20 protein-coding genes are annotated in these 19,666 nt (G+C 43.0%); 16 read left to right on the top strand and 4 right to left on the bottom strand.

Annotation, left to right across the window (positions count from 1 at the left end; genetic code table 11):
* Positions 1-10: 10 nt before the first annotated feature.
* The gene (gene sspO / locus D3H55_RS02310; protein WP_119545289.1) at positions 11-160 is read right to left on the bottom strand and encodes a small acid-soluble spore protein SspO; all 150 of its coding nucleotides are present in this window, start codon (positions 158-160) and stop codon (positions 11-13) included.
* Between the two features lie 324 nt (positions 161-484).
* Here sspO and acnA point away from each other — a divergent pair, with 324 nt between their 5' ends.
* From acnA to D3H55_RS02255, 10 genes are all read left to right on the top strand, one after another.
* Entirely contained in the window at positions 485-3,196 is a 2,712-nt protein-coding gene (gene acnA, locus D3H55_RS02305) for an aconitate hydratase AcnA (protein WP_119545288.1), read from the top strand.
* A gap of 185 nt (positions 3,197-3,381) precedes the next feature.
* Entirely contained in the window at positions 3,382-3,882 is a 501-nt protein-coding gene (locus D3H55_RS02300) for a peroxiredoxin family protein (RefSeq protein ID WP_168412933.1), read from the top strand.
* Between the two features lie 284 nt (positions 3,883-4,166).
* On the top strand, positions 4,167-4,310 hold the full coding sequence (locus tag D3H55_RS02295) for an FbpB family small basic protein (protein WP_119545286.1): 144 nt from the start codon (positions 4,167-4,169) through the stop codon (positions 4,308-4,310).
* 365 nt (positions 4,311-4,675) lie between these two features.
* Positions 4,676-4,819, top strand: coding sequence for an acid-soluble spore protein N (locus tag D3H55_RS02285; RefSeq protein ID WP_119545284.1), 144 nt, complete (start codon positions 4,676-4,678; stop codon positions 4,817-4,819).
* Between the two features lie 37 nt (positions 4,820-4,856).
* Positions 4,857-5,114, top strand: coding sequence for a small acid-soluble spore protein Tlp (gene tlp / locus D3H55_RS02280; RefSeq protein WP_119545283.1), 258 nt, complete (start codon positions 4,857-4,859; stop codon positions 5,112-5,114).
* A gap of 99 nt (positions 5,115-5,213) precedes the next feature.
* A complete protein-coding gene (locus D3H55_RS02275; RefSeq protein ID WP_119545282.1) occupies positions 5,214-5,630 on the top strand; it encodes an acyl-CoA thioesterase in 417 nt (138 codons plus the stop codon).
* A gap of 17 nt (positions 5,631-5,647) precedes the next feature.
* Positions 5,648-5,950: a hypothetical protein gene (locus D3H55_RS02270; RefSeq protein WP_119545281.1), complete on the top strand. Its 303-nt coding sequence runs from the start codon at positions 5,648-5,650 to the stop codon at positions 5,948-5,950.
* A gap of 86 nt (positions 5,951-6,036) precedes the next feature.
* Positions 6,037-7,689 carry a response regulator gene (locus tag D3H55_RS02265; RefSeq protein ID WP_119545280.1) on the top strand — a complete coding sequence of 551 codons (1,653 nt, stop codon included), beginning with the start codon at positions 6,037-6,039 and terminating at the stop codon, positions 7,687-7,689.
* Complete coding sequence (locus D3H55_RS02260) at positions 7,667-8,038, top strand: response regulator transcription factor (protein ID WP_119545279.1); 372 nt, start codon at positions 7,667-7,669, stop codon at positions 8,036-8,038. Before D3H55_RS02265 ends, D3H55_RS02260 begins: the two co-directional genes overlap by 23 nt.
* Positions 8,031-10,859, top strand: coding sequence for an ATP-binding protein (locus tag D3H55_RS02255; protein WP_119545278.1), 2,829 nt, complete (start codon positions 8,031-8,033; stop codon positions 10,857-10,859). The genes D3H55_RS02260 and D3H55_RS02255 overlap by 8 nt, the downstream gene beginning before the upstream one ends.
* A gap of 38 nt (positions 10,860-10,897) precedes the next feature.
* On the opposite strand, the gene D3H55_RS02250 is transcribed toward D3H55_RS02255, so the two are convergent.
* On the bottom strand, positions 10,898-11,188 hold the full coding sequence (locus D3H55_RS02250; RefSeq protein WP_119545277.1) for a HesB/YadR/YfhF family protein: 291 nt from the start codon (positions 11,186-11,188) through the stop codon (positions 10,898-10,900).
* Between the two features lie 162 nt (positions 11,189-11,350).
* Here D3H55_RS02250 and D3H55_RS02245 point away from each other — a divergent pair, with 162 nt between their 5' ends.
* Complete coding sequence (locus D3H55_RS02245; RefSeq protein WP_119545276.1) at positions 11,351-11,614, top strand: hypothetical protein; 264 nt, start codon at positions 11,351-11,353, stop codon at positions 11,612-11,614.
* 752 nt (positions 11,615-12,366) lie between these two features.
* Here the strand turns inward: D3H55_RS02245 and D3H55_RS02235 are convergent.
* Entirely contained in the window at positions 12,367-13,515 is a 1,149-nt protein-coding gene (locus D3H55_RS02235; RefSeq protein ID WP_240628457.1) for a CapA family protein, read from the bottom strand.
* A gap of 391 nt (positions 13,516-13,906) precedes the next feature.
* Positions 13,907-14,500, bottom strand: coding sequence for a glycerol-3-phosphate 1-O-acyltransferase PlsY (gene plsY / locus D3H55_RS02230; RefSeq protein WP_119545274.1), 594 nt, complete (start codon positions 14,498-14,500; stop codon positions 13,907-13,909).
* A gap of 244 nt (positions 14,501-14,744) precedes the next feature.
* Between plsY and D3H55_RS02225 the strand changes: the two genes are divergently transcribed.
* The 5 genes from D3H55_RS02225 to D3H55_RS02205 all read left to right on the top strand — a co-directional run bounded on the left by D3H55_RS02225 (position 14,745) and on the right by D3H55_RS02205 (position 19,361).
* On the top strand, positions 14,745-16,040 hold the full coding sequence (locus tag D3H55_RS02225) for a purine/pyrimidine permease (protein ID WP_119545273.1): 1,296 nt from the start codon (positions 14,745-14,747) through the stop codon (positions 16,038-16,040).
* Between the two features lie 276 nt (positions 16,041-16,316).
* The gene (locus D3H55_RS02220; RefSeq protein WP_119545272.1) at positions 16,317-17,282 is read left to right on the top strand and encodes an ABC transporter ATP-binding protein; all 966 of its coding nucleotides are present in this window, start codon (positions 16,317-16,319) and stop codon (positions 17,280-17,282) included.
* A complete protein-coding gene (locus D3H55_RS02215) occupies positions 17,272-17,931 on the top strand; it encodes an ABC transporter permease (RefSeq protein ID WP_420808727.1) in 660 nt (219 codons plus the stop codon). Before D3H55_RS02220 ends, D3H55_RS02215 begins: the two co-directional genes overlap by 11 nt.
* A gap of 17 nt (positions 17,932-17,948) precedes the next feature.
* Positions 17,949-18,842 (top strand): glycine betaine ABC transporter substrate-binding protein, encoded by an 894-nt coding sequence (locus tag D3H55_RS02210; RefSeq protein WP_119545271.1) that lies wholly within the window; start codon positions 17,949-17,951, stop codon positions 18,840-18,842.
* A gap of 111 nt (positions 18,843-18,953) precedes the next feature.
* Positions 18,954-19,361: a CoA-binding protein gene (locus tag D3H55_RS02205; protein WP_119545270.1), complete on the top strand. Its 408-nt coding sequence runs from the start codon at positions 18,954-18,956 to the stop codon at positions 19,359-19,361.
* The last annotated feature ends 305 nt before the right edge of the window (positions 19,362-19,666 follow it).

Raw genomic sequence — 19,666 nt, 5'->3', positions numbered from 1 at the left:
AATTGTTTGATTATTGATTTTTCTTGCGCTTTTTGTTGTTTTGCCGTTGTGCAGCTGTCAATGGTTCATTGGAGAATTCTTCATTGTAGCCGGCTCCAGTACCTTGAGCTTTGGCGTCATTCATGCCCTCGCGGATATGATTTGCTTTTCTTTTGGCCATTAAGGTCACCTCCCCTTGCAGAATATTGTTTCCTCGGGAGGCCGATCTTATGAGATGAAAATCACTTCGTTTTGTTTTTTCAGGATAATAAGCTTTGCATTAAAGAACTCTGAATTTTTTTGTGAATCCTTATTTATTCGGATTTTTTTATTGGGTGCAAAATGAAAAGCGGAAATTCCATAAGAAAAACTTATCAAACACAATAACTTTCTTGATATTTACTTATGTAATCGCTTGTATTAAGATGTTAATGTGACTCAAATTAAAGGATCAAACTTTTCATCACAAGAAAAATCGTTATAATCTCTAAGAGGGGGAATCGAGATGGCGAAGAACGACGTATTTAATTCCCGTACTTCATTCGAAGCAGCAGGGAAACGCTATCATTTTTATCGTTTAAAAGCATTAGAAGAGGCGGGCGTAGCAAACGTTTCACGTTTACCTTACTCAGTGAAGGTACTGCTTGAATCCGTACTGCGCCAATATGACGGCCGCGTAATCAACAAAGAGCATGTAGAAAACCTTGCGAACTTTGGATCTAAAGATGTGAAGGATGCTGAAGTTCCATTCAAGCCTTCACGTGTCATCCTTCAGGATTTCACCGGAGTGCCTGCCGTAGTAGACTTGGCTTCTCTGCGTAAAGCAATGGCTGACATCGGCGGAGATCCGGACAAAATCAATCCTGAAATCCCTGTTGACCTTGTTATCGACCACTCTGTACAGGTTGATAAATATGGAACTGCAGACTCACTTGCAGTCAACATGGACCTTGAATTTGAACGTAATGCAGAACGTTACCAGTTCTTGAGCTGGGCTCAAAAAGCATTTAAGAACTACCGTGCAGTTCCGCCTGCAACCGGTATCGTTCACCAGGTCAACCTTGAGTATCTTGCAAATGTTGTTCATGCGGTCGAAAATGAAGACGGTGAATTTGAAACATATCCTGATACACTGGTTGGTACGGACTCCCATACAACAATGATCAATGGTATCGGCGTACTTGGATGGGGTGTAGGCGGTATTGAGGCAGAGGCAGGAATGCTTGGCCAGCCTTCATACTTCCCGATTCCAGAAGTGATCGGTGTCAAGATGACGGGAGCTCTTCCAAACGGAGCTACTGCAACTGACTTGGCTCTTAAGGTCACTCAAGTGCTTCGCCAAAAAGGTGTAGTCGGCAAATTTGTCGAATATTTCGGAGAAGGTGTTGCGACGCTTCCGCTTGCAGACCGTGCGACAATCGCCAACATGGCGCCTGAATATGGCGCAACTTGCGGCTTCTTCCCGGTAGATGCCGAGTCTCTTGACTACATGCGTTTGACTGGCCGTTCCGAAGAACATATCAATGTTGTGGAACAGTACCTGAAAGAGAACGACATGTTCTTCACTCCGGATAAAGAAGATCCAATCTACACGGACGTTGTGGAAATCAACTTATCCGAAATCGAACCGAATCTTTCCGGTCCTAAGCGTCCGCAGGATTTGATTCCGCTTTCCGACATGAAGCCTTCTTTCCATAAAGCCATCACCAACCCTGAAGGTGTCCAAGGATTCGGCCTTGATGAAAAAGAAATCGAAAAGACAGCCACTTACACTAACCAGGCTGGCGAAGAAGTGAAAATCCCTACGGGAGGAATCGGCATTGCCGCGATTACTTCTTGTACGAATACTTCGAACCCTTACGTAATGCTTGGTGCAGGTCTCGTAGCTAAAAAGGCTGCTGAGAAAGGCATGATCGTACCAGATTACGTCAAGACTTCCCTTGCTCCTGGTTCAAAGGTTGTTACAGGCTACCTTCAGGATTCCGGCTTGCTTGAGCCGCTTGAACAGCTTGGATTCAACCTTGTAGGGTACGGCTGTACAACATGTATCGGTAACTCAGGCCCGCTGCGTCCTGAAATCGAGAAAGCCGTTGCAGATGCAGACTTGCTTCTGACTTCCGTTCTTTCAGGTAACCGTAACTTTGAAGGGCGTATCCACCCGCTTGTAAAAGCAAACTACCTTGCTTCACCTCCATTGGTTGTAGCATATGCACTTGCTGGTACAGTGGATATCGACCTTAAAACCGATTCACTTGGAAAAGATAAAGATGGAAATGACGTATTCTTTGCTGATATCTGGCCGACTCAGGATGAAGTGAAGGATGTCGTGAAACGTACTGTAACACCTGAATTGTTCCGCAGAGAATATGAAAATGTATTCAATGATAACAAGCGCTGGAACGAAATCAAGACTAGCAATGAGCCGTTGTACAGCTTTGATGACAAATCAACGTATATCCAAAACCCTCCATTCTTTGAAGGACTCGCTCCAGTTCCGGAAGATATCAAGCCTTTGGATGGTTTGCGAGTGGTTGGAAGGTTCGGCGATTCTGTCACAACTGACCATATTTCTCCTGCTGGTGCCATTGGTAAAGATACACCAGCTGGAAAATATCTGCGCAGCAATGGCGTAGAGCCCCGCGATTTCAACTCTTATGGTTCACGCCGTGGTAATCATGAAGTAATGATGCGCGGAACATTTGCCAACATCCGTATCCGGAACCGCATAGCTCCTGGAACTGAAGGCGGATATACAACTTTCTGGCCTGAAGATGAGGTAATGGCAATGTATGATGCCTGCATGAAGTACAAAGAGCAGGGAATCGGCCTTGCAGTACTTGCCGGCAAAGATTATGGTATGGGATCTTCCCGTGACTGGGCTGCCAAAGGTACCAACCTTCTTGGCATCAAGACAGTCATCGCTGAGAGCTATGAGCGCATACACCGTTCAAACCTTGTGATGATGGGTGTCCTTCCTCTTCAATTCAAGAAGGGTGAAAACGCTGATACACTTGGACTGAAAGGTACTGAATCCATTTCTGTGGACCTTGCTGAAGGTGTGAAACCACGTGATATCATCAAAGTTACTGCTGTTGACGAAAACGGCAGCAAGACTGAGTTTGATGCACTTGTTCGTTTCGATTCAGATGTTGAAGTTGACTACTATCGTCATGGCGGAATCCTGCAAATGGTACTTCGCGACAAACTTAAAGCATAATGATATGAAAAACACCCGTTCAATTGTTGAGCGGGTGTTTTTTTATAATAAATCGAGACAAGCCCTCATAAAATAGAACATCAACTAAGTTTTGGAGGGCTTTATCCGTGAAAAAACTGTTCGGGGTTTTCCTAATATGTTCCTTTGTATTTGTTATATATACAGAAAATAAGTCAATGCCGGAAATGTACGAATTTAAAGAAGATAGAGAAGAAGCGGTCCCAGCAGTTACGAGTTCAGAATTGGCTTCAGGAGATGAAGAGATTCCTGACCGCCTCCCAGGCCCGAAGCTTGGCAGCCCTGCTCCTGAATTTACACTGAAGTCGCTATCAGGGGAAACGGTATCTTTAACAAATTTCAAAGGGAAAAAGGTGTTAATCAACTTCTGGGCAGCCTGGTGCAAACCTTGCACGGCAGAACTGCCTGCGTTAGAAGCCTTCAACAAATCGGGCCAGAAAGACATTCAGGTATTGTCCATCAACATTGACCCTGAAGATCATGCCGGGGAATTTGCAAAAGAAGCGGGAATATCCTTTCCAGTCCTGTTGGACGAAGACGACAAGGTGAACGAAGAGTATCAGGTGATTTCTATTCCCACAAGTTTACTGATTGATGAAAACGGATATGTAATCAATAAGCATATTGGAGCAATGGATGAAGAAGGATTCCATGTGTTCGTTCAATAAATTAGGCTGTTTACGCATATATTGTTGCTTTCGGAAAAATCCCAGGTGCCGGATTTTTACCCTGTATTCAAAGGTTTTACTATCGAAAAAGAATGAGCAGCTCTTTTCTTTCCTGCTCACCGGGATTTTTACGGCGATATACCAGAATTCTATTTGAAATCTATAGTGAATAGCAACAAAGTTTACGAATAGAGCCATAAATAAAAATTTTAGAAAATTGATTATAATCCATCAATAGTTTGCCCATACTAAAAGTAAACTCATAATAGAAGAGAGGGTAAAATATGCGCAGGCCGCGAAAAAAATCATTTGCCGATTTAGTAAACGAAAATAAAAGAGCCTTGATGATGGATGCAGAAGCCATTGATGCCATCGAAGAAAGAATTGAAAACAGGCTTGAGATCAAACGGATGGAAAAAGCTGAATAATGAGATGCTGATGGCCGTTAATTGAAAGGATGAATTGGAGCAGATTTAAGCAGCCGATTCAGATGAAAGGTGTTATGAAGTACATCAAGACTTTCCGGCTGTCCGGCTGTAAGCTCCTCGTTAAATAAATAAAAAATGAAGCGAACATAGAATTGGAGTCCCGGCAAAATATTTTCGGAACTCCATTTTTCAGTGTTTATCCCGCTATCTTTCATTCGGTACCGTTTAAACAAAGTATTTTCTGTGTCATCCAGCTATCCACATTTATTAAGCGGGATTCCCAACAAAGCCAGGAATATCTAATCAAACAATGCTCATATCTTCCCTCCCTTTGGAAATTCTAATGTGTAAGGGAGGGATTTTTCATGAGTAATCCAAAAGGAAGCAGAAGTCATTTTGTTCCAAATCACCTTGGCACCCAGCCGCGTGCTGCCGGGGGTAATAAAGGGAAACAAATGCAGGATAAGTCAGGGAAACATGCTCAGGTGATCCAGACTAAAGGAGAATAACTTCACAGAAGTAACTCTAATCTAAGGAGGAACCACAATGGCTGAAGAATATTACAATCACCCGAACCCAGACGACCGCAGTGATAATGTGGAAAAACTTCAAAGCAAGGTTTTTCACACAATCCAGAATATGGAGAGAGCTGAAGAATCAATGGCTTATACTGATAGTCAAGAACAAATTCAGGCTATTGAAGCGAAAAATGAACGTCGCCGTGAAAGTATTGATGCTTTCAGGAGCGAACTGAAAGATGAAGCAGCCTACCAGCGAAACGGGCAAGGAAGTCAAGATAGATAAAGCAAAGCTGCCGGTACATTCCGGCAGCTTCTTCTATGGGGAAGTGCCAATCATATGGTAAAATTGAGGAGTAAATTTAGAAGGTAAAGGTGATATTTTATGTACATATCAGAAAAAAGCATCGAAGTGAGATATGCAGAAACAGACCAGATGGGTGTAGTCTATCATGCCAATTACCTGGTCTGGATGGAATTGGGAAGAACGAAACTGATTGAAGACTTAGGCTTTAAGTATGCAGATATGGAGAAGGACGGAATCATCTCCCCTGTGATTGATATAGAAATCAGCTATAAGAGCCCTGTCAGGTATGGAGAGAAAGCGCTGGTGAAAACCTGGATCGAATCGTACGATGGTCTGAGAGTAACCTATGGCTATGAAATTTTTACTGAAAAAGGCGACCTTTCGGTTACTGCAATTTCCAAGCATGTATGTGTTAAAAAAGATACATTCCGGCCGATATCAGTTAAGAGGCAATTTCCAGAATGGCACGAAGCATATGAGAAAGCAAAAAAATAAAAGGTTATTGATGGAAAATGGCATTTGGTATTGACCGGAATGAATTGAGAAAATGGAAGCAGGAAATTGACAAGGGCAAAATTTCATTCCTTACTCATTATTGGCTCGATGACCGCTTTCCCGATTGCAATACGGTAACAAAAGTCGGAGCCAGGGATTTGGATGCACTTGCTGAGTGGGGAGAAAAATACGGGTTGAAAAGAGAATGGATTGATGCGAGGAGAACAGATTATCCTCACTTTGACCTTCTGGGGGAGAAACAAAGACAGATACTTGAAAGGGAACAGTTATACAATCACCTGAGCCGTTTTTTCAAGTGATGGAAACCCATCAGGTAAAGGCCAATTGAGCACCTTGGACCAAAGGCAGCTTCAATCCATCTACTATTTATTTTTTGGAGTACATTATGACGAAAATGAAAGTTTATCAGTATAAACTAATTGATAATATCAGAAAAAAATTATCTGAATGGCTAAGCTCAGATAAAGGGATCCCGTCTGCTGAAGTCAAACGATTTTTTCACTCGATCAGTGGCACAGCGCCTACAATCGAACTTGATGGAATTGGTGCTTTGGCTGCCGATGCAATGAAAACAGCTGATGGGAATAAGGGCATGACCTGGAACAGGAAAAACATACAGGATTTGATCACTCCTCTTTTAAAGGAATGCTATCAGTTTGAATACCAAAATGAAATCGATTTCCCGATCAAAGCAGATTTGAATGAAAAAAGGAAGATAGTTTTTCTGGTGGAAAACGATACGAACTTCCTAATTTCCATTAAAGATTTTCTGGAAATTAAGGGGTTTCATGTTTTTGGATTTACGGATGCAGACAAGGCGATTTCGGCACTATATGATGTGAAGCCCGATTGCATTCTCCTTGATATCTTCCTTGGAGATCAAAGCGGGCTGGATACTCTGGCCCATATATCCAAAACTGTCCAAAAACAATATGTTCCGGTTGTCATGCTTTCTGATACTAATTCAACTGACCTTCGGATGGAGAGTTACAAACAAGGAGCCGATGATTTTATCCAAAAGCCATTTGTGTTAGAGGAACTCTTCATCAGGGTGAATAGACAGATAGAAAGAAAGGGGTTTGTTGATCATCTGATTCTTGTCGATGAATTAACGAGGTTATATAATCGGAAATATCTTCGCAATTCTTTTTCACATTTATGTGCAAAGCAGTGGGAGGAAGAAAAGGATCTCTCCATTGCGTTTTTGGATTTGGATTATTTTAAAAAAGTAAATGACCAATATGGACATTTGACAGGTGATACAGTGCTGAAAGAATTTTCCCGGTTCGTGAAAAAGAGGCTGAGGCCTGAGGATATCCTTATCAGGTATGGCGGCGAGGAATTCGTTTTGCTGTCTCCTGAATTGTCAGCAGCGAAAAGCAAAGAATACCTGGAAAAAATATTGGCAGCTTTCTCAGCCTTTATATTTAATGATGAAGACGGACATGAATTCAGTTGTACGTTTTCTTCAGGTGTGGTTGATGTGGATGCTTCAGTTTCTACTTCTCTATCATATTGGCTCGATTTGGCAGACCTGGCATTATATAAATCGAAAGAGAATGGCAGAAATCAAGTGACCTTATTCAATAGGAATATGTCTTCATCTATTAAATCGGTTTCGATTGCTCTGCTTGAGGACGATCCAATTATGCAGGTGCTGCTTTCCAATACTATAAAGCAGACTGCTTCCACCAGTAAAATCCCAATAAAAATTTCAAAATTTGAAAGCGGGGAACAGTTCCTGGAAAGCAAGTGGATGGAGGAAAATAAAAGAGGCATGGTGCTTCTCAATATATTCATGGATGGGATGAGCGGCATAGAGACATTGAAACAAGCAGATTTCAATGACTTTACTGTTTTAATGCTGTCTGCAGAAACAGGGCGCACTGAAATGATGCAGGCGATTGAACTCGGCGTGGCCGATTATGTCATTAAACCGTTTTCCATCCATTCAATGGAAAACAAAATACTGTTTTATTTAAGCAGATTAGCAGAAAACAACAGGGAGAATGGACATGAAGAAAATATTGATAGCTGAGGACGAAGAAGTCCTCCGGATGCTGATAATGGATACACTCGAGGACGATGGCTATGACATCCACGAGGCAAGCGACGGAGAAGAAGCAGAGCTCCTTATTGGTTCTGAAGAATTTGACTTGATTCTATTGGATTATATGATGCCGGCCAAAACAGGTCTGGAAGTAATAGGTACCATACGAAACGGAATGTTGAACAGAGATACAAAGATCATGATGCTCACTGCAAAGAGCCAGAGTTCTGATGAGCAGACGATCCTGAAAGCTGGTGCTGACTATTTTTTGTCTAAACCTTTCAGCCCTATGGCCCTTGCAGAAAGAGTAGAGGAAATTTTGTCAGAAAATGAATAATTACTTCCAAACAAGCCTTTCAAAGAGGTTCGCTTCGCTGATGGTTGTTTTTATCCTCCTTTTCTTGATAGGAGCAAGCATCATTTTATATATACAGTTCACCGTTCAGGAAAACCTGGAAAGAGATAATGGAATCAATCTTAAGAAGGAAGATATCATTATTGAAATAGATGAAAGCTTCAACCAGGCTATCATGGATATTAGGGGATACATAGCTTTTGGAAATGAAAATCTGAAGAGCAGTGCACTGGCCAGTCAAAAAGAGATCAGTACCCTTCTGAAACGGTTCAATGAGCTGCCTCTTTCTTCCAAGGATCAAAAGTTCCTTGAGGAAATGGATTCATTTTACAATCATTACTTTCAGGAGTTGCTGCCGCCAACATTAACAGATTACGAAGAAGGAAATATGGATGCCATCGTCAGCCGGGCCAATGATTTTGCAACTCCACAAATACAAACGTTCCAAGATAATTTAAATCATTACCATAAAGGTTTGGAAAATCAGGTTAAAGAAAATGGAGAGTTTCTGGCCTCTGTCTACAGAAATCTTCAATGGACAATGTTTATATTCGTTCTCTTCATGCTGATCATCTTACTTTCCATAACGCGCATCAGTCTGAACAGAATCGGAAAACCTTTGAGAGAGCTTGCCGTAGCTGCAGATAAGGTTAGCAGAGGGGAAGAATCAGAAATAGCTTTTACACCTGATAAAAGAAACGATGAAATCTCCTTATTGAAGAGCAGCTTTCTGCAGATGTTCTCTTCCATAAAGGAAAATGAACAGCATTTGAAAGACAACAATGATGAGCTTTCAGAACAACAGGATGAACTGCAGGCTCAGCAGTTTGAACTGGAAAGCCTGCTCGGTCAAATGGAGAACCGTGAAAATCAGCTGCGCCACAGGAATGAACTCATCAATAGTTTGTCCAACTCCTTGGATAAACAGGAAGTTCTTGATTCAATTGTTAAGGGGTTTGCAAGTGTACTGCATGCTGACAGGGGATTGATTGTCATCCTGGATGCCGACAGGACTTCTGCAAGATGGTGTGTGCACGAAGAGGGTGTAAACCAGTTCATCAGCCACTTGGATAATGGCCTGATGGAAAGGTTTCAGGAGGAGAAACAGGCTTTTACTATCAAAAGAAGGCTACCAAGGGAAGAGAAAGGGATTCATAATGAAGAACAGCCATGCTGGGACTTGTATATCCCTGTCCTCTCTTACAATGAGAATATTGAAGCGGTGATGATTTATTCCCGATTTTCCGGAGGTTACTCTGCAGACGAGATCCAGGAGTATTTCTCCCTTGCCAAGCAGATTTCGATCTCCTTGCAGAAAATTAAGGTATTTGAAATGTCTGAGGCAGATCGGATCATGAATAACGATATTCTAAACACCATTCATGAAGGAGTGCAGCTGCTGGATACAGCCGGGAGGATCCTGCATCTGAATGAAACATTTTGTTCAATCTACACATGCCATGATCCACGGCTATTCATAGGAAAGCCTTTCCTGGAATGGTTTGAGCGGATCCATGACCGGGTTGAAAACCCGGAAGAAATTCATGTTTTTATCGAAAAATTATTTTCCGGTGAGGACAATGCGGCGAAGCAGACACAGTACAAAATCAGTGACGGGCAGCACAAGATGATCCAGGTATACGCAGAGCCTCTCCACAGAAATGATATCTTGTCAGGCTGGGTGCTGGTGCATCGTGATTTCACAAAGGAATACGAAGCAGACCAGATGAAGAACGAGCTGGTAAGTACAGTATCTCATGAGCTGCGCACCCCCCTTGCCAGCGTACTTGGATATACCGAGTTACTGATCAATCGTGAACTTAAACCCGAAAGGCAGAAGAAGTACCTGGGCACCATTCATCAGGAAGCAAACCGGTTGACTGCATTAATTAACGACTTTCTTGATGTACAGAGAATGGAAGCAGGTAAACAGACTTATGATAAAAGATATGAGTCCCTGACTCCGCTTTTAAAGGAGGTCATAGAAGGGATCAAAGTCAACACATCCATTCATGATATTCAGCTTGTCAGCAACAGTGATGATGACATCGTCCTTGGTGATCGGGATAAATTGATTCAGGTTTTCCAGAATCTTATTCAAAATGCGGTGAAGTATTCCCCGAATGGAGGAAGCATCACGATCAATCTTCAATCAGGATTGAATGATATAAGTATTTCAATCAAGGATGAAGGCCTTGGAATTCCTGAAGAATCCATCCCTAACCTCTTCACAAAATTCTTCCGAGTGGATAACTCTGACAGAAGAAAGATTGGAGGGACCGGCTTGGGGCTTGCCATTGCTAAAGAGATCATCAAAGCTCACAATGGTGACATAACCCTTACTTCAAAACTTGGTCACGGAAGTATCTTTAAAGTAACACTGCCAAGAATAAAAAACATTGCTGAGTTCAGATATGATACGGGCTCTCCAGGGGAGGAAATGGGGCAGATTGTAATCGTGGAGGATGACCAGCAGCTTGCATCGTTGCTATCCAATGAGCTCTCCGAAAGCGGCTTTACCATTACAACCTTCTCAAATGGGGAAGAGGCGCTGCCGTTTATAGAGGAAAACCCTCCTGACATCCTAATCCTGGATATCATGCTAAGCATGTCGACAATGACCGGACTGGATATCCTGAAAAAAGTTAAAAACAGTTCCCGGCTAAAAAACATTCCTGTGTTTGTGTCCACTGCTTTGGATGAAAAAGAAAAAGTAATGAAAATGGGGGCTGAGGGTTTCCTGGTGAAACCTTATTCACCGAGCAGATTAACGGAGATGGTCCTTGGCCGTCTTAAAGAATAAATAAAAAAAGGTGAAGGCTGCGCCTTCACCTTTTTATGTCATTTCTTATAGTCGTAAGCTGGTTCGTCGAGTTTTTCATTATAATTTACATGAAGATCGTGATCTGAAAAGAACCAAATGTCATTCTCTTCAACAAAGAAAGTGGTGCCATCCACTTCTGTTTTTGTACCGATGTCGATAGGATCTTCCTTATTGACGCCTAATGAGAAGGAATCATGAAGGGGACTTGAACCGCCATAACGAACATAGAACCTAATGAAATCTCCTTCTTCTATATTCATCTCATCCTTAAACCACTTCAATGCATCTTTTGTAATCGTTATATTCATAGCTGTACTCCTTTCGGTTCATGTCTTTGTCTATTATATGATGATTTCCGTCACTTCAGCCAATCATCGGCTCAAAAAGGGGAATGATTGGATTGAAGCATACTCTCTGTGTTATTTTAAATAATAATACATACCTATCTTGTTCAAAAAGGAGGCGGGAGAATGAACAACCTCAAACTGTTTCTCATCATTGGTGCAGGCATATTCAGCGGTATGGTCCTGATGACCTTCATACAGCTCGAGAAAGCGGAATACAGAATGGAAGCACTTGGCTTTATTGCTGCCTCTGCAGCTGTATACTTTCTTTTACTCTGGATTTTCCAAAGAGGCATGAAGAAAGCCTTCACCACTGCAGTGGTGATACTGGCGTTACTAGCCATTTCAACTGCAATGTTTCACCATGTCCTTTTCCCTGCGGGACACTAACAAAACCTTTTCAAAAAATTATCATTGATTCAATCCTTGTATACCCGGACAGATAGAATGTTTTCTTCTAACTGTCCGGTTTTTTTTGCTTGTTTTCACTAGTCCACCTATCAGCATTATAAAACCGAAAAGGCCTGCGCGGGCTCCGGTACCGAGCTTCTTGAAGGTCCAGGGAAAACGAACATGTAAGGATGTGGCCCAATTAGGAGTTAGATGAGGGAAGGAGGGCCAGGAAAAAGGGAACAAGCGGCAAAATAAGCGGTGAATGGTCCTTGGAGACTTGAGGGAAAGCGAGTCATCTGCCCGATAAGAGGTTAAATGGAACAGGGGTAGCCAGAGCAAACCGAGTCATCGACCCAAACAGGGGTTAAATGGGCCAGTGAGAACCAGAGAAAAACAAGTCGTCGGTCCAATTAAGAGCTAAATGGACCGTTGAGACTTGAAGAATACGAGTAACCGGCCCAATTAGAAGTTAAATGGACCAGGGAGAACCGAGGAAAAACAGATCCCCGGCCCAATTAAGAGCTAAATGGGCCAAGGAGAACCTGGGAATAACAAGTAACTGGCCCAAACAGGGGGGGATATGGCCAAAGGAAACCCAAGGAAAAGGCAGCCTATTCTGGAGTGAGTTACGCCATTATATAAGGAAAGAGAAGGAACGCCACACAAAAAAACCGTCCTGAGCTAGTTCACAGGACGGTTGCTGTATGTTGCGAAAATAAAACTCAACTCGCATTGAGAGTACTTTGTTTTTAAGGTTCCATACTCATCACATGGGAGACCATTTCCTCTTCCGGAAAGGAGACCAGGCCGCTTTGATTGGCGGCCGCGAGTGGTAAGATGCGATAATTACGGAGACGCGATTGTGTTACATAAGTCGGCTGGAAATTGATTTCAGGGAAAGTAATTCTCTTTCCTTTCTCGTCGATGACCTTTTGAACTTTTACATTGGCGATTCCGCCAATGTTTTTCAGGTCGCCTTCCTGTCCGGACAGGAAGTTGCCTAAAGAATAAAAGACGACTGCTTCCCGGCCATCCTCGGTTTTCAGCTTTTCGATCGGCTGCAGCACATGGGGATGATGACCGATTATGAGGTCGACACCTGCATTTGTCAATTCCCTCGCAAGCATTTTTTGCGTATCATTTGGGTAGCGTTCATATTCATTTCCCCAGTGCGTTGCCATAACTACCATATCCACTCCAAGATCTTTTGCACGCTGAATATCCTGCTTCATCAATTCCAGGTCTATTAGATTGACAAGATAATCTTTCCCTTCCGGCACAGGAATACCATTGGTTCCGTAGGTATATGCCAATAAGGCAAATGAGATGCCGTTCACATTGAAGGTTCTGATATTTTCACGATCTTCTTTGCTTTTGAAGGAACCTGTGTAAGGCATTCCAATTTTTTCATAATGGGAGATGGCACTCAGAACTCCTTTTGTACCTTTATCCAATGAGTGGTTGTTTGCCGTTGTTACGGCATCGATTCCCAATTGCTGCAGGGCATCGACTATTTCATAAGGGCTGTTAAAAGCGGGATAGCTTGAGACCCCAAGCTCAGCTCCGCCTGGAAGTGATTCCTGGTTGGCAATTGTGAAATCAGGACTCTTTAAAAAGCTTTCTACGTCCTGAAACATCGGCATAAAATTGTAGGATCCACCTTCTTCAGCATCCTGGTAGACTGTGTTATGCAGCAGGACATCCCCGATTGCCCCAATGACAGCCTCGCTGCTATAAGATTTTTCCTTAAGGTTTGTTTTGGTACTTGAGTGCATGGCAGTCGTGCCATTTTCTCCTGAAGTACCATTTGAAGACTTAGACTGGTTCAGCACCAATAAAGCGGCTGTTATCAAAAGGATGACAGCGAGTGCAGAACCCAATAGAACTCGTTTATTCATTTTTCTTAACCATCCACTCTCTACTAATTTTCATGACAGGCAAGCAGTCTTTCTATTAGGCTGTTTTCGCATATATTGTTGCTATTGAAAAAATCCCATGTGCCGGATTTTTCCCCAGTATCAAAGGCTTTACTCTCGAAAGAACGAGCAGCTCTTTTCTTTCCTGCTCACCGGTGTTTTACGGCGATTTACCAGAATATAATTTAAAAATTTATAATGAGCAGCAACAAAGTTTGCGAAAAGAGCCTTCTATTAAACATTATAAAGTTGCTTTACACGAAAAGAAACAAAGTTTTGAAAACTTTTTATGTTAATTGTAGTAAGAATAAAGCGTTTACAGACATCACGAAAAAACTGCCATATGCCGAAAGGACGGATATGGCAGCGAGAATTACTTATTGAAAGAGAGCCATTTGATTTTTGGTTCTGTCTTGTTCTTAATCCTGCTGATATTAGATCTGTGTCTGTAAATGACAAAAAAGGAGAGAGCGCCAACCACTATGATCAGAGGGATGTCCCCTGTGAATACTGAATAGATGAAAGCGAAGACACCCGCAAGCATGGAAGAAAGCGATACATACTTGGTCAGGAACAAAAACACGAAAAATACCACAAGCAGTAAAATGAACAGCACTGGAACATATCCAAGGAGGACACCGCCTGAAGTCGCGACCGCTTTGCCTCCGCGGAAATTAGCAAACACAGGATACATATGACCGATGACAGCCGCAACTCCGGCAATCAGCATGTGGAGATCAGAGCCAAAGAGGTCGGGGAGCAGCACTGCAGCCGTTCCTTTAAGGATGTCCATGATCGTCACGATCATTCCTGCTTTTACACCAAGGGTCCTGAAACTGTTGGTACCGCCAAGGTTCCCGCTTCCATGTTCCCTGATATCCTTACCGAAAAAGGCCTTTCCAATTATGAGACCTGAAGGAATGGATCCCAATAAGTAAGCTAAAACAATAATAAGAGCAATGATCACAGTTACAACCCCTTTAACTTGTATACCGTGTATAATACAAAACGGCTTTTTTCTATAGTAAAGATTATTTTACCATGAATCCAGCCAATTTGGGAGAACCCTTCAAAAAAAATTATGACCTGCTATAATAAGCAACTAATATAAACACCTGAGAAAAAAGGTGAAAGAATTAATTCTAAACTTCCCCTGCTGCGGCAACGTTGTGCTAGAATGAAAAATAGATTTTCCAGAATGAGGTGTCACAATGAAAATATTTCTTACAGGTCTCCAATGGATGGCCTTTATGGTGGCCGGTTCAATAGCGGCGCCCATAGCCATTGCAGATTTATTCCATCTTCCCCCTGCAGAAACTGCGGGTTTCATTCAAAGGACAATGTTTGTTCTTGGGGCAGCAGGCGTGCTTCAGGCCCTTATCGGCCACAGGATGCCGATAAACGAGGGGCCAGCTGGTCTGTGGTGGGGAGTTTTCGCCATCTACGCCGGTTTTGTCGGAACCATATACGGAACTGGTAACGAGGTGTTGCAGCTGCTGCAAGGAGGGATGCTGGCAAGCGGGATCTTCTTCTTTTTATTTGCTGTAACAGGAGGATTATCCAAGCTAACAAAGCTTTTTACGCCTACCATTACGTTCATTTATTTACTTCTGTTGATCCTTCAATTGAGCGGTTCCTTCATCAAAGGAATGTTCGGCATGTCCGGGGAGCATCCGACAATTGACTTTACCATTCTTGCAGGAAGCTTGTTCACTTTTTTCCTGACTTTATATTTTTCCCGTCATAGGATTTCCTGGATCAAACGGTATTCGATCATTTTATCACTGGCGATCGGCTGGCTTGTATTCATTTGGATAGGGAAAACAGGCAGTGTCCCGCAAACGGCAGGAGAGGTCATCTCTTTTCCTGAAGTATTTGTATTCGGGATGCCCAAATTTGATTTAGGCGTCATCATCACAGCTTTTTTTATAACATTGTTATTGATTACCAACATGATAGCTTCCATCCGGGTCATGGAAGAAGTCATGAACCGGAATGGCATGAAATTGCACAGAAGATACAATCAGGCAGGAGTAGTCTCTGGAATAAACCAGCTGCTTGGCGGACTGTTTTCTGCTGTGGGTTCCGTTCCCATATCAGGTGCAGCGGGATTCGTCTCGGCGACTGGTATACTTTCCATCATCCCGTTTGTACTTGGGGCCTCATTGGTCGTCATCATCAGCCTCTTTCCGGATGTAATGAATATCCTTGCTACACTTCCTGCACCAGTCGGATATGCAGTGACATATGTAATTTTCATCAACATGGTTGGATTGGCTCTTGGTGAATATCGTAAAGAAAGAAATACAGAGCGTTCGAACTTCACCGCCGGGATCGCCTTGATTGCAGGGGTCGGTTTAATGTTCGTCCCTCCGGCTGCATTTGTCGGAGTACCTGCCGTGGCAGCTTCCATCTTGAACAACGGATTGATCATTGGAACTATTGTTGCGATTATCGTGGAGCAGGTTTTGATATGGAAGGACGGAAAGCCGGAGAAAAATTTATAAGTAGTTTCGCACCAGTCAGGCATGTTCCTGTCTGGTGTTTTTTTGGGGGGGGAAGTCGACTGCGGTATCCCTGGAACTCCTCTGCCGGCAGCTTTACCGGTTCTATCAATCCGACTTCTTAAACGGCTCCTTATAACTATCTTATTTAAAAAGGAATCTCGTTACCGGAAAAAAACGATTCACCAATCATAATCTTTCTATAATTGGCAAATATATGTTTAACTAGTGTTGAACAGGGAATTAATAAACGATTATTTATTTGAAGCGGGTGTTGTGATGATTGAATTCAGGAAGGTAAGAAAAGTATTTGAGGATGGGACTGAGGCTATCAAGGGTATAGACCTTGTCATCCCTGAAGGCCAGTTGACCGCTCTGATCGGGCCGAGCGGGTGCGGCAAAACGACCACAATGAAGATGATCAATAAATTGATTGTTCCTACTGATGGCACGATATACATAGATGGTGAAGAGATTGCTTCGAAGAATGAAGTGGAATTGCGGAGAAATATCGGATATGTGATTCAGCGTATCGGCCTTCTTCCGCATATGACGATCGAAGAGAACATAGCACTCATCCCAAAACTGAAGGGATGGAAGAAAGAGAAGTATGAGCCGCGGGTGGACGAGTTGATGGAATTGGTAGGACTAGAGCCGGATGTGTACAGGAAGCGGTATCCCCTGGAACTCAGCGGAGGACAGCAGCAGCGCGTAGGTGTGATCCGTGCACTGGCTGCAGAGCCACCCATCATCTTGATGGACGAACCTTTCAGCGCTCTCGACCCCATCAGCCGTGAACAGCTTCAGGATGAATTGAAAGCCCTTCAGCAGAAAATCCATAAGACGATCGTCTTCGTCACACACGATATGGACGAAGCATTGAAGATTGCAGATCAGATTGCCGTCATGAAAGATGGTGTCATCGAACAGTACGGTTCTCCAAATGAACTTTTGGCACGGCCTTCAAATGAATTTGTCAGGACATTCATAGGTGAACACAGAATGAACGGAGCTTCCCCGCTGTTTGTTAAAGATGTCATGTCAGCATTCGCTGCTCCATCAGAAACGAACAATATGCCTGCCATTTCATCAAGTGCATCAATCTCAATGGCTGCAAAGGAACTCCTTAATTCAAAAGCAGAGTTCTTACAGGTGGAAGAGAACGGTGAAACAGTAGGGTATGTAACGAAAGAGGATATCCTGCAGGTTGTTGCGGATAAGGAGGGGGCGCCTCATGCTGGGTAATGTAGTGTCCACGTTTTTGAATACGGTGACAAGCCGCTCCGATGATATCCTGCAGGGCCTCATCGAGCATCTGATACTTTCATTTGTAGCCATATTCATTGCCATTTTGATTTCACTGCCTCTTGGAATATACATATCACGGAAGAAAGGTTCTGCGGAATTCTTCATTGGCGTTACTGCAGTCTTCCAGACCATTCCCAGCCTTGCCCTGTTTGGATTTCTTGTGCCATTGCTCGGTACCGGAAGTGCGACAGCCATTGTCGCCTTGACAGTCTATGCACTTCTTCCTATTCTTAGGAATACTTATACAGGCATCACAGGCGTGGACCAGGCTGTCATAGAGGCAGGCAGGGGGATGGGAATGACAAGGCGCCAGCTGCTTTATAAGGTAGAGCTCCCGCTTTCGCTTCCATTCATAATGGCGGGAATCCGTACGGCGACCGTGCTGACAGTCGGCGTTGCGACCCTGGCCACGTTTGTAGGTGCCGGCGGGCTTGGAGATATCATATACAGAGGGCTTTCTTCCTGGAATAACAGCCTGGTTCTTGCAGGAGCCCTGCCGGCTGCGCTGCTTGCCCTGTTTTTTGATTACTTACTGAAGCTATTGGAAAAGGCAACTACCCCAAAAGGGTTGAAAGCCAGAAAATGATAAAGGAGACTGAATTCATGAAGAAAAGATTGCTAGCTGCTGTGCTTTCCACACTGATGCTTCTATCAGCATGTGGAAACGGCGGAGGGAACGATACAGTGGTTGTATCAGGTAAGATGTGGACGGAACAATACATTTTGACAGAAATGCTTGCGCTGGTCATTGAAGAAAAAACAGACCTCAATGTCGAGCGGGAAGAGGCTCTTGGAGAGGTCTCCATCCTGACTCCCGCACTTGAAAAAGGCGATATTGATATGTATGTCGAATATACAGGAACCGGATTGAAAGCTGTTTTGAAAGAGGAAGCTGAACAAGGCGCAGACGCAGATGCAATTTATGAGCAGGTTAAAAAAGGCTATGAAGAAAAATTCGATGTAACCTGGCTTGAGCCGCTCGGCTTTGAAAACACCTATACCCTTGCTTATCGAAAAGGCGAAGGTATCGATGCTGAAACATACTCTGAATTGATCCCTTATTCAAAGGATATGGTTTTTGGAGCACCCCATCAGTTCTATGAGCGTCCAGGGGATGGATATGATGATTTAATCAAAGCGTATGAATTCGATTTTAAGAACACCGAAAGTTATGATCCCAACATCATGTATGAAGCTGTGAAAAATGGGGATGTCGACCTGATCCCTGCATTTACGACCGATGGCAGGATCCAGCGTTACGACCTGGCGGTGACTGAAGATGATAAAGGATTTTTCCCTCCTTTCTATGCAGCTCCGATAGTAAGACAGGAAGTCCTGGAAGAACATCCTGAACTTGAAGATGCCGTCAATTCGCTTGCCGGCCAGATTTCTGAGGAAGAAATGAGCGAGTTGAATGCCAAGGTGGACATGGATAAAGAAAATGTTGAAGATGTAGCGAGGGAATTCCTGATTTCAAAAGGAATTATAGAAGAATAGAATATGAAGGATTTAAGCTGGTCTTTACGGGTAAAAAACCTATAGATCAGCTTTTTTTGCAGGGATATTCAGATGGACATCGAAATAATGAAGAGGAGGAGTTGAAATAATATGGATTTTTTAACAAGAAATGAAATGAAACCGCTGCTGGATAAATCAAAAGTGATTGCAGTCGTCGGATTGAGTGATAATCCTGAGAGAACATCCTACATGGTCTCAAAAGCCATGCAGGATAATGGATATGAAATCATTCCCGTCAACCCGGCAATAGACGAAGCATTGGGGATAAAAGCAGTACCGGCATTGAAGGATATCGGCAGGCATGTTGATATTGTCAATGTATTCCGCCGGTCGGAATTCCTTCCTGAAATCGCTAGGGAATTTGATGAAATCGATGCAGATATTTTCTGGGCACAGCTTGGTGTATACAATGAAGAAGCCTATGACTTTTTGAAAAGTAAGGGACATACCGTAATTATGGATCGGTGTATCAAGGTGGAACATGCTTTAACACGATAGAGATTCGTACAAGCGGCGGGAGGATTTCCGCCGCTTGTTTTATGTGTCTAAGAGTGTCTTTTAGGAATGGCAGTTAATCTGAAAATGATAATGATCATACAAGAAACCCGTCAATAATCCATTCATTTTACAAGTCATTTAGAAAATAAATTTGCGAAATTCAAATAAAACGATACAATAAAGCATAGAAGTTTGCCGAGACTATGGTAAAATAGAAGTGCGAACAAATGTTCTTTTATATAAATTAAGCACTTAAAGTAGACAGAGATAAGTTTTGAAAGGGGAATGTTCGTGGCCAACAGGAA

It is taken from the genome of Bacillus salacetis, assembly GCF_003581585.1.
In the GTDB taxonomy this organism is placed as follows: domain Bacteria; phylum Bacillota; class Bacilli; order Bacillales; family Bacillaceae_B; genus Rossellomorea; species Rossellomorea salacetis.
Note: the sequence above shows the minus strand (reverse complement) of the source record. Positions and strands in the feature narration are given on the sequence as shown.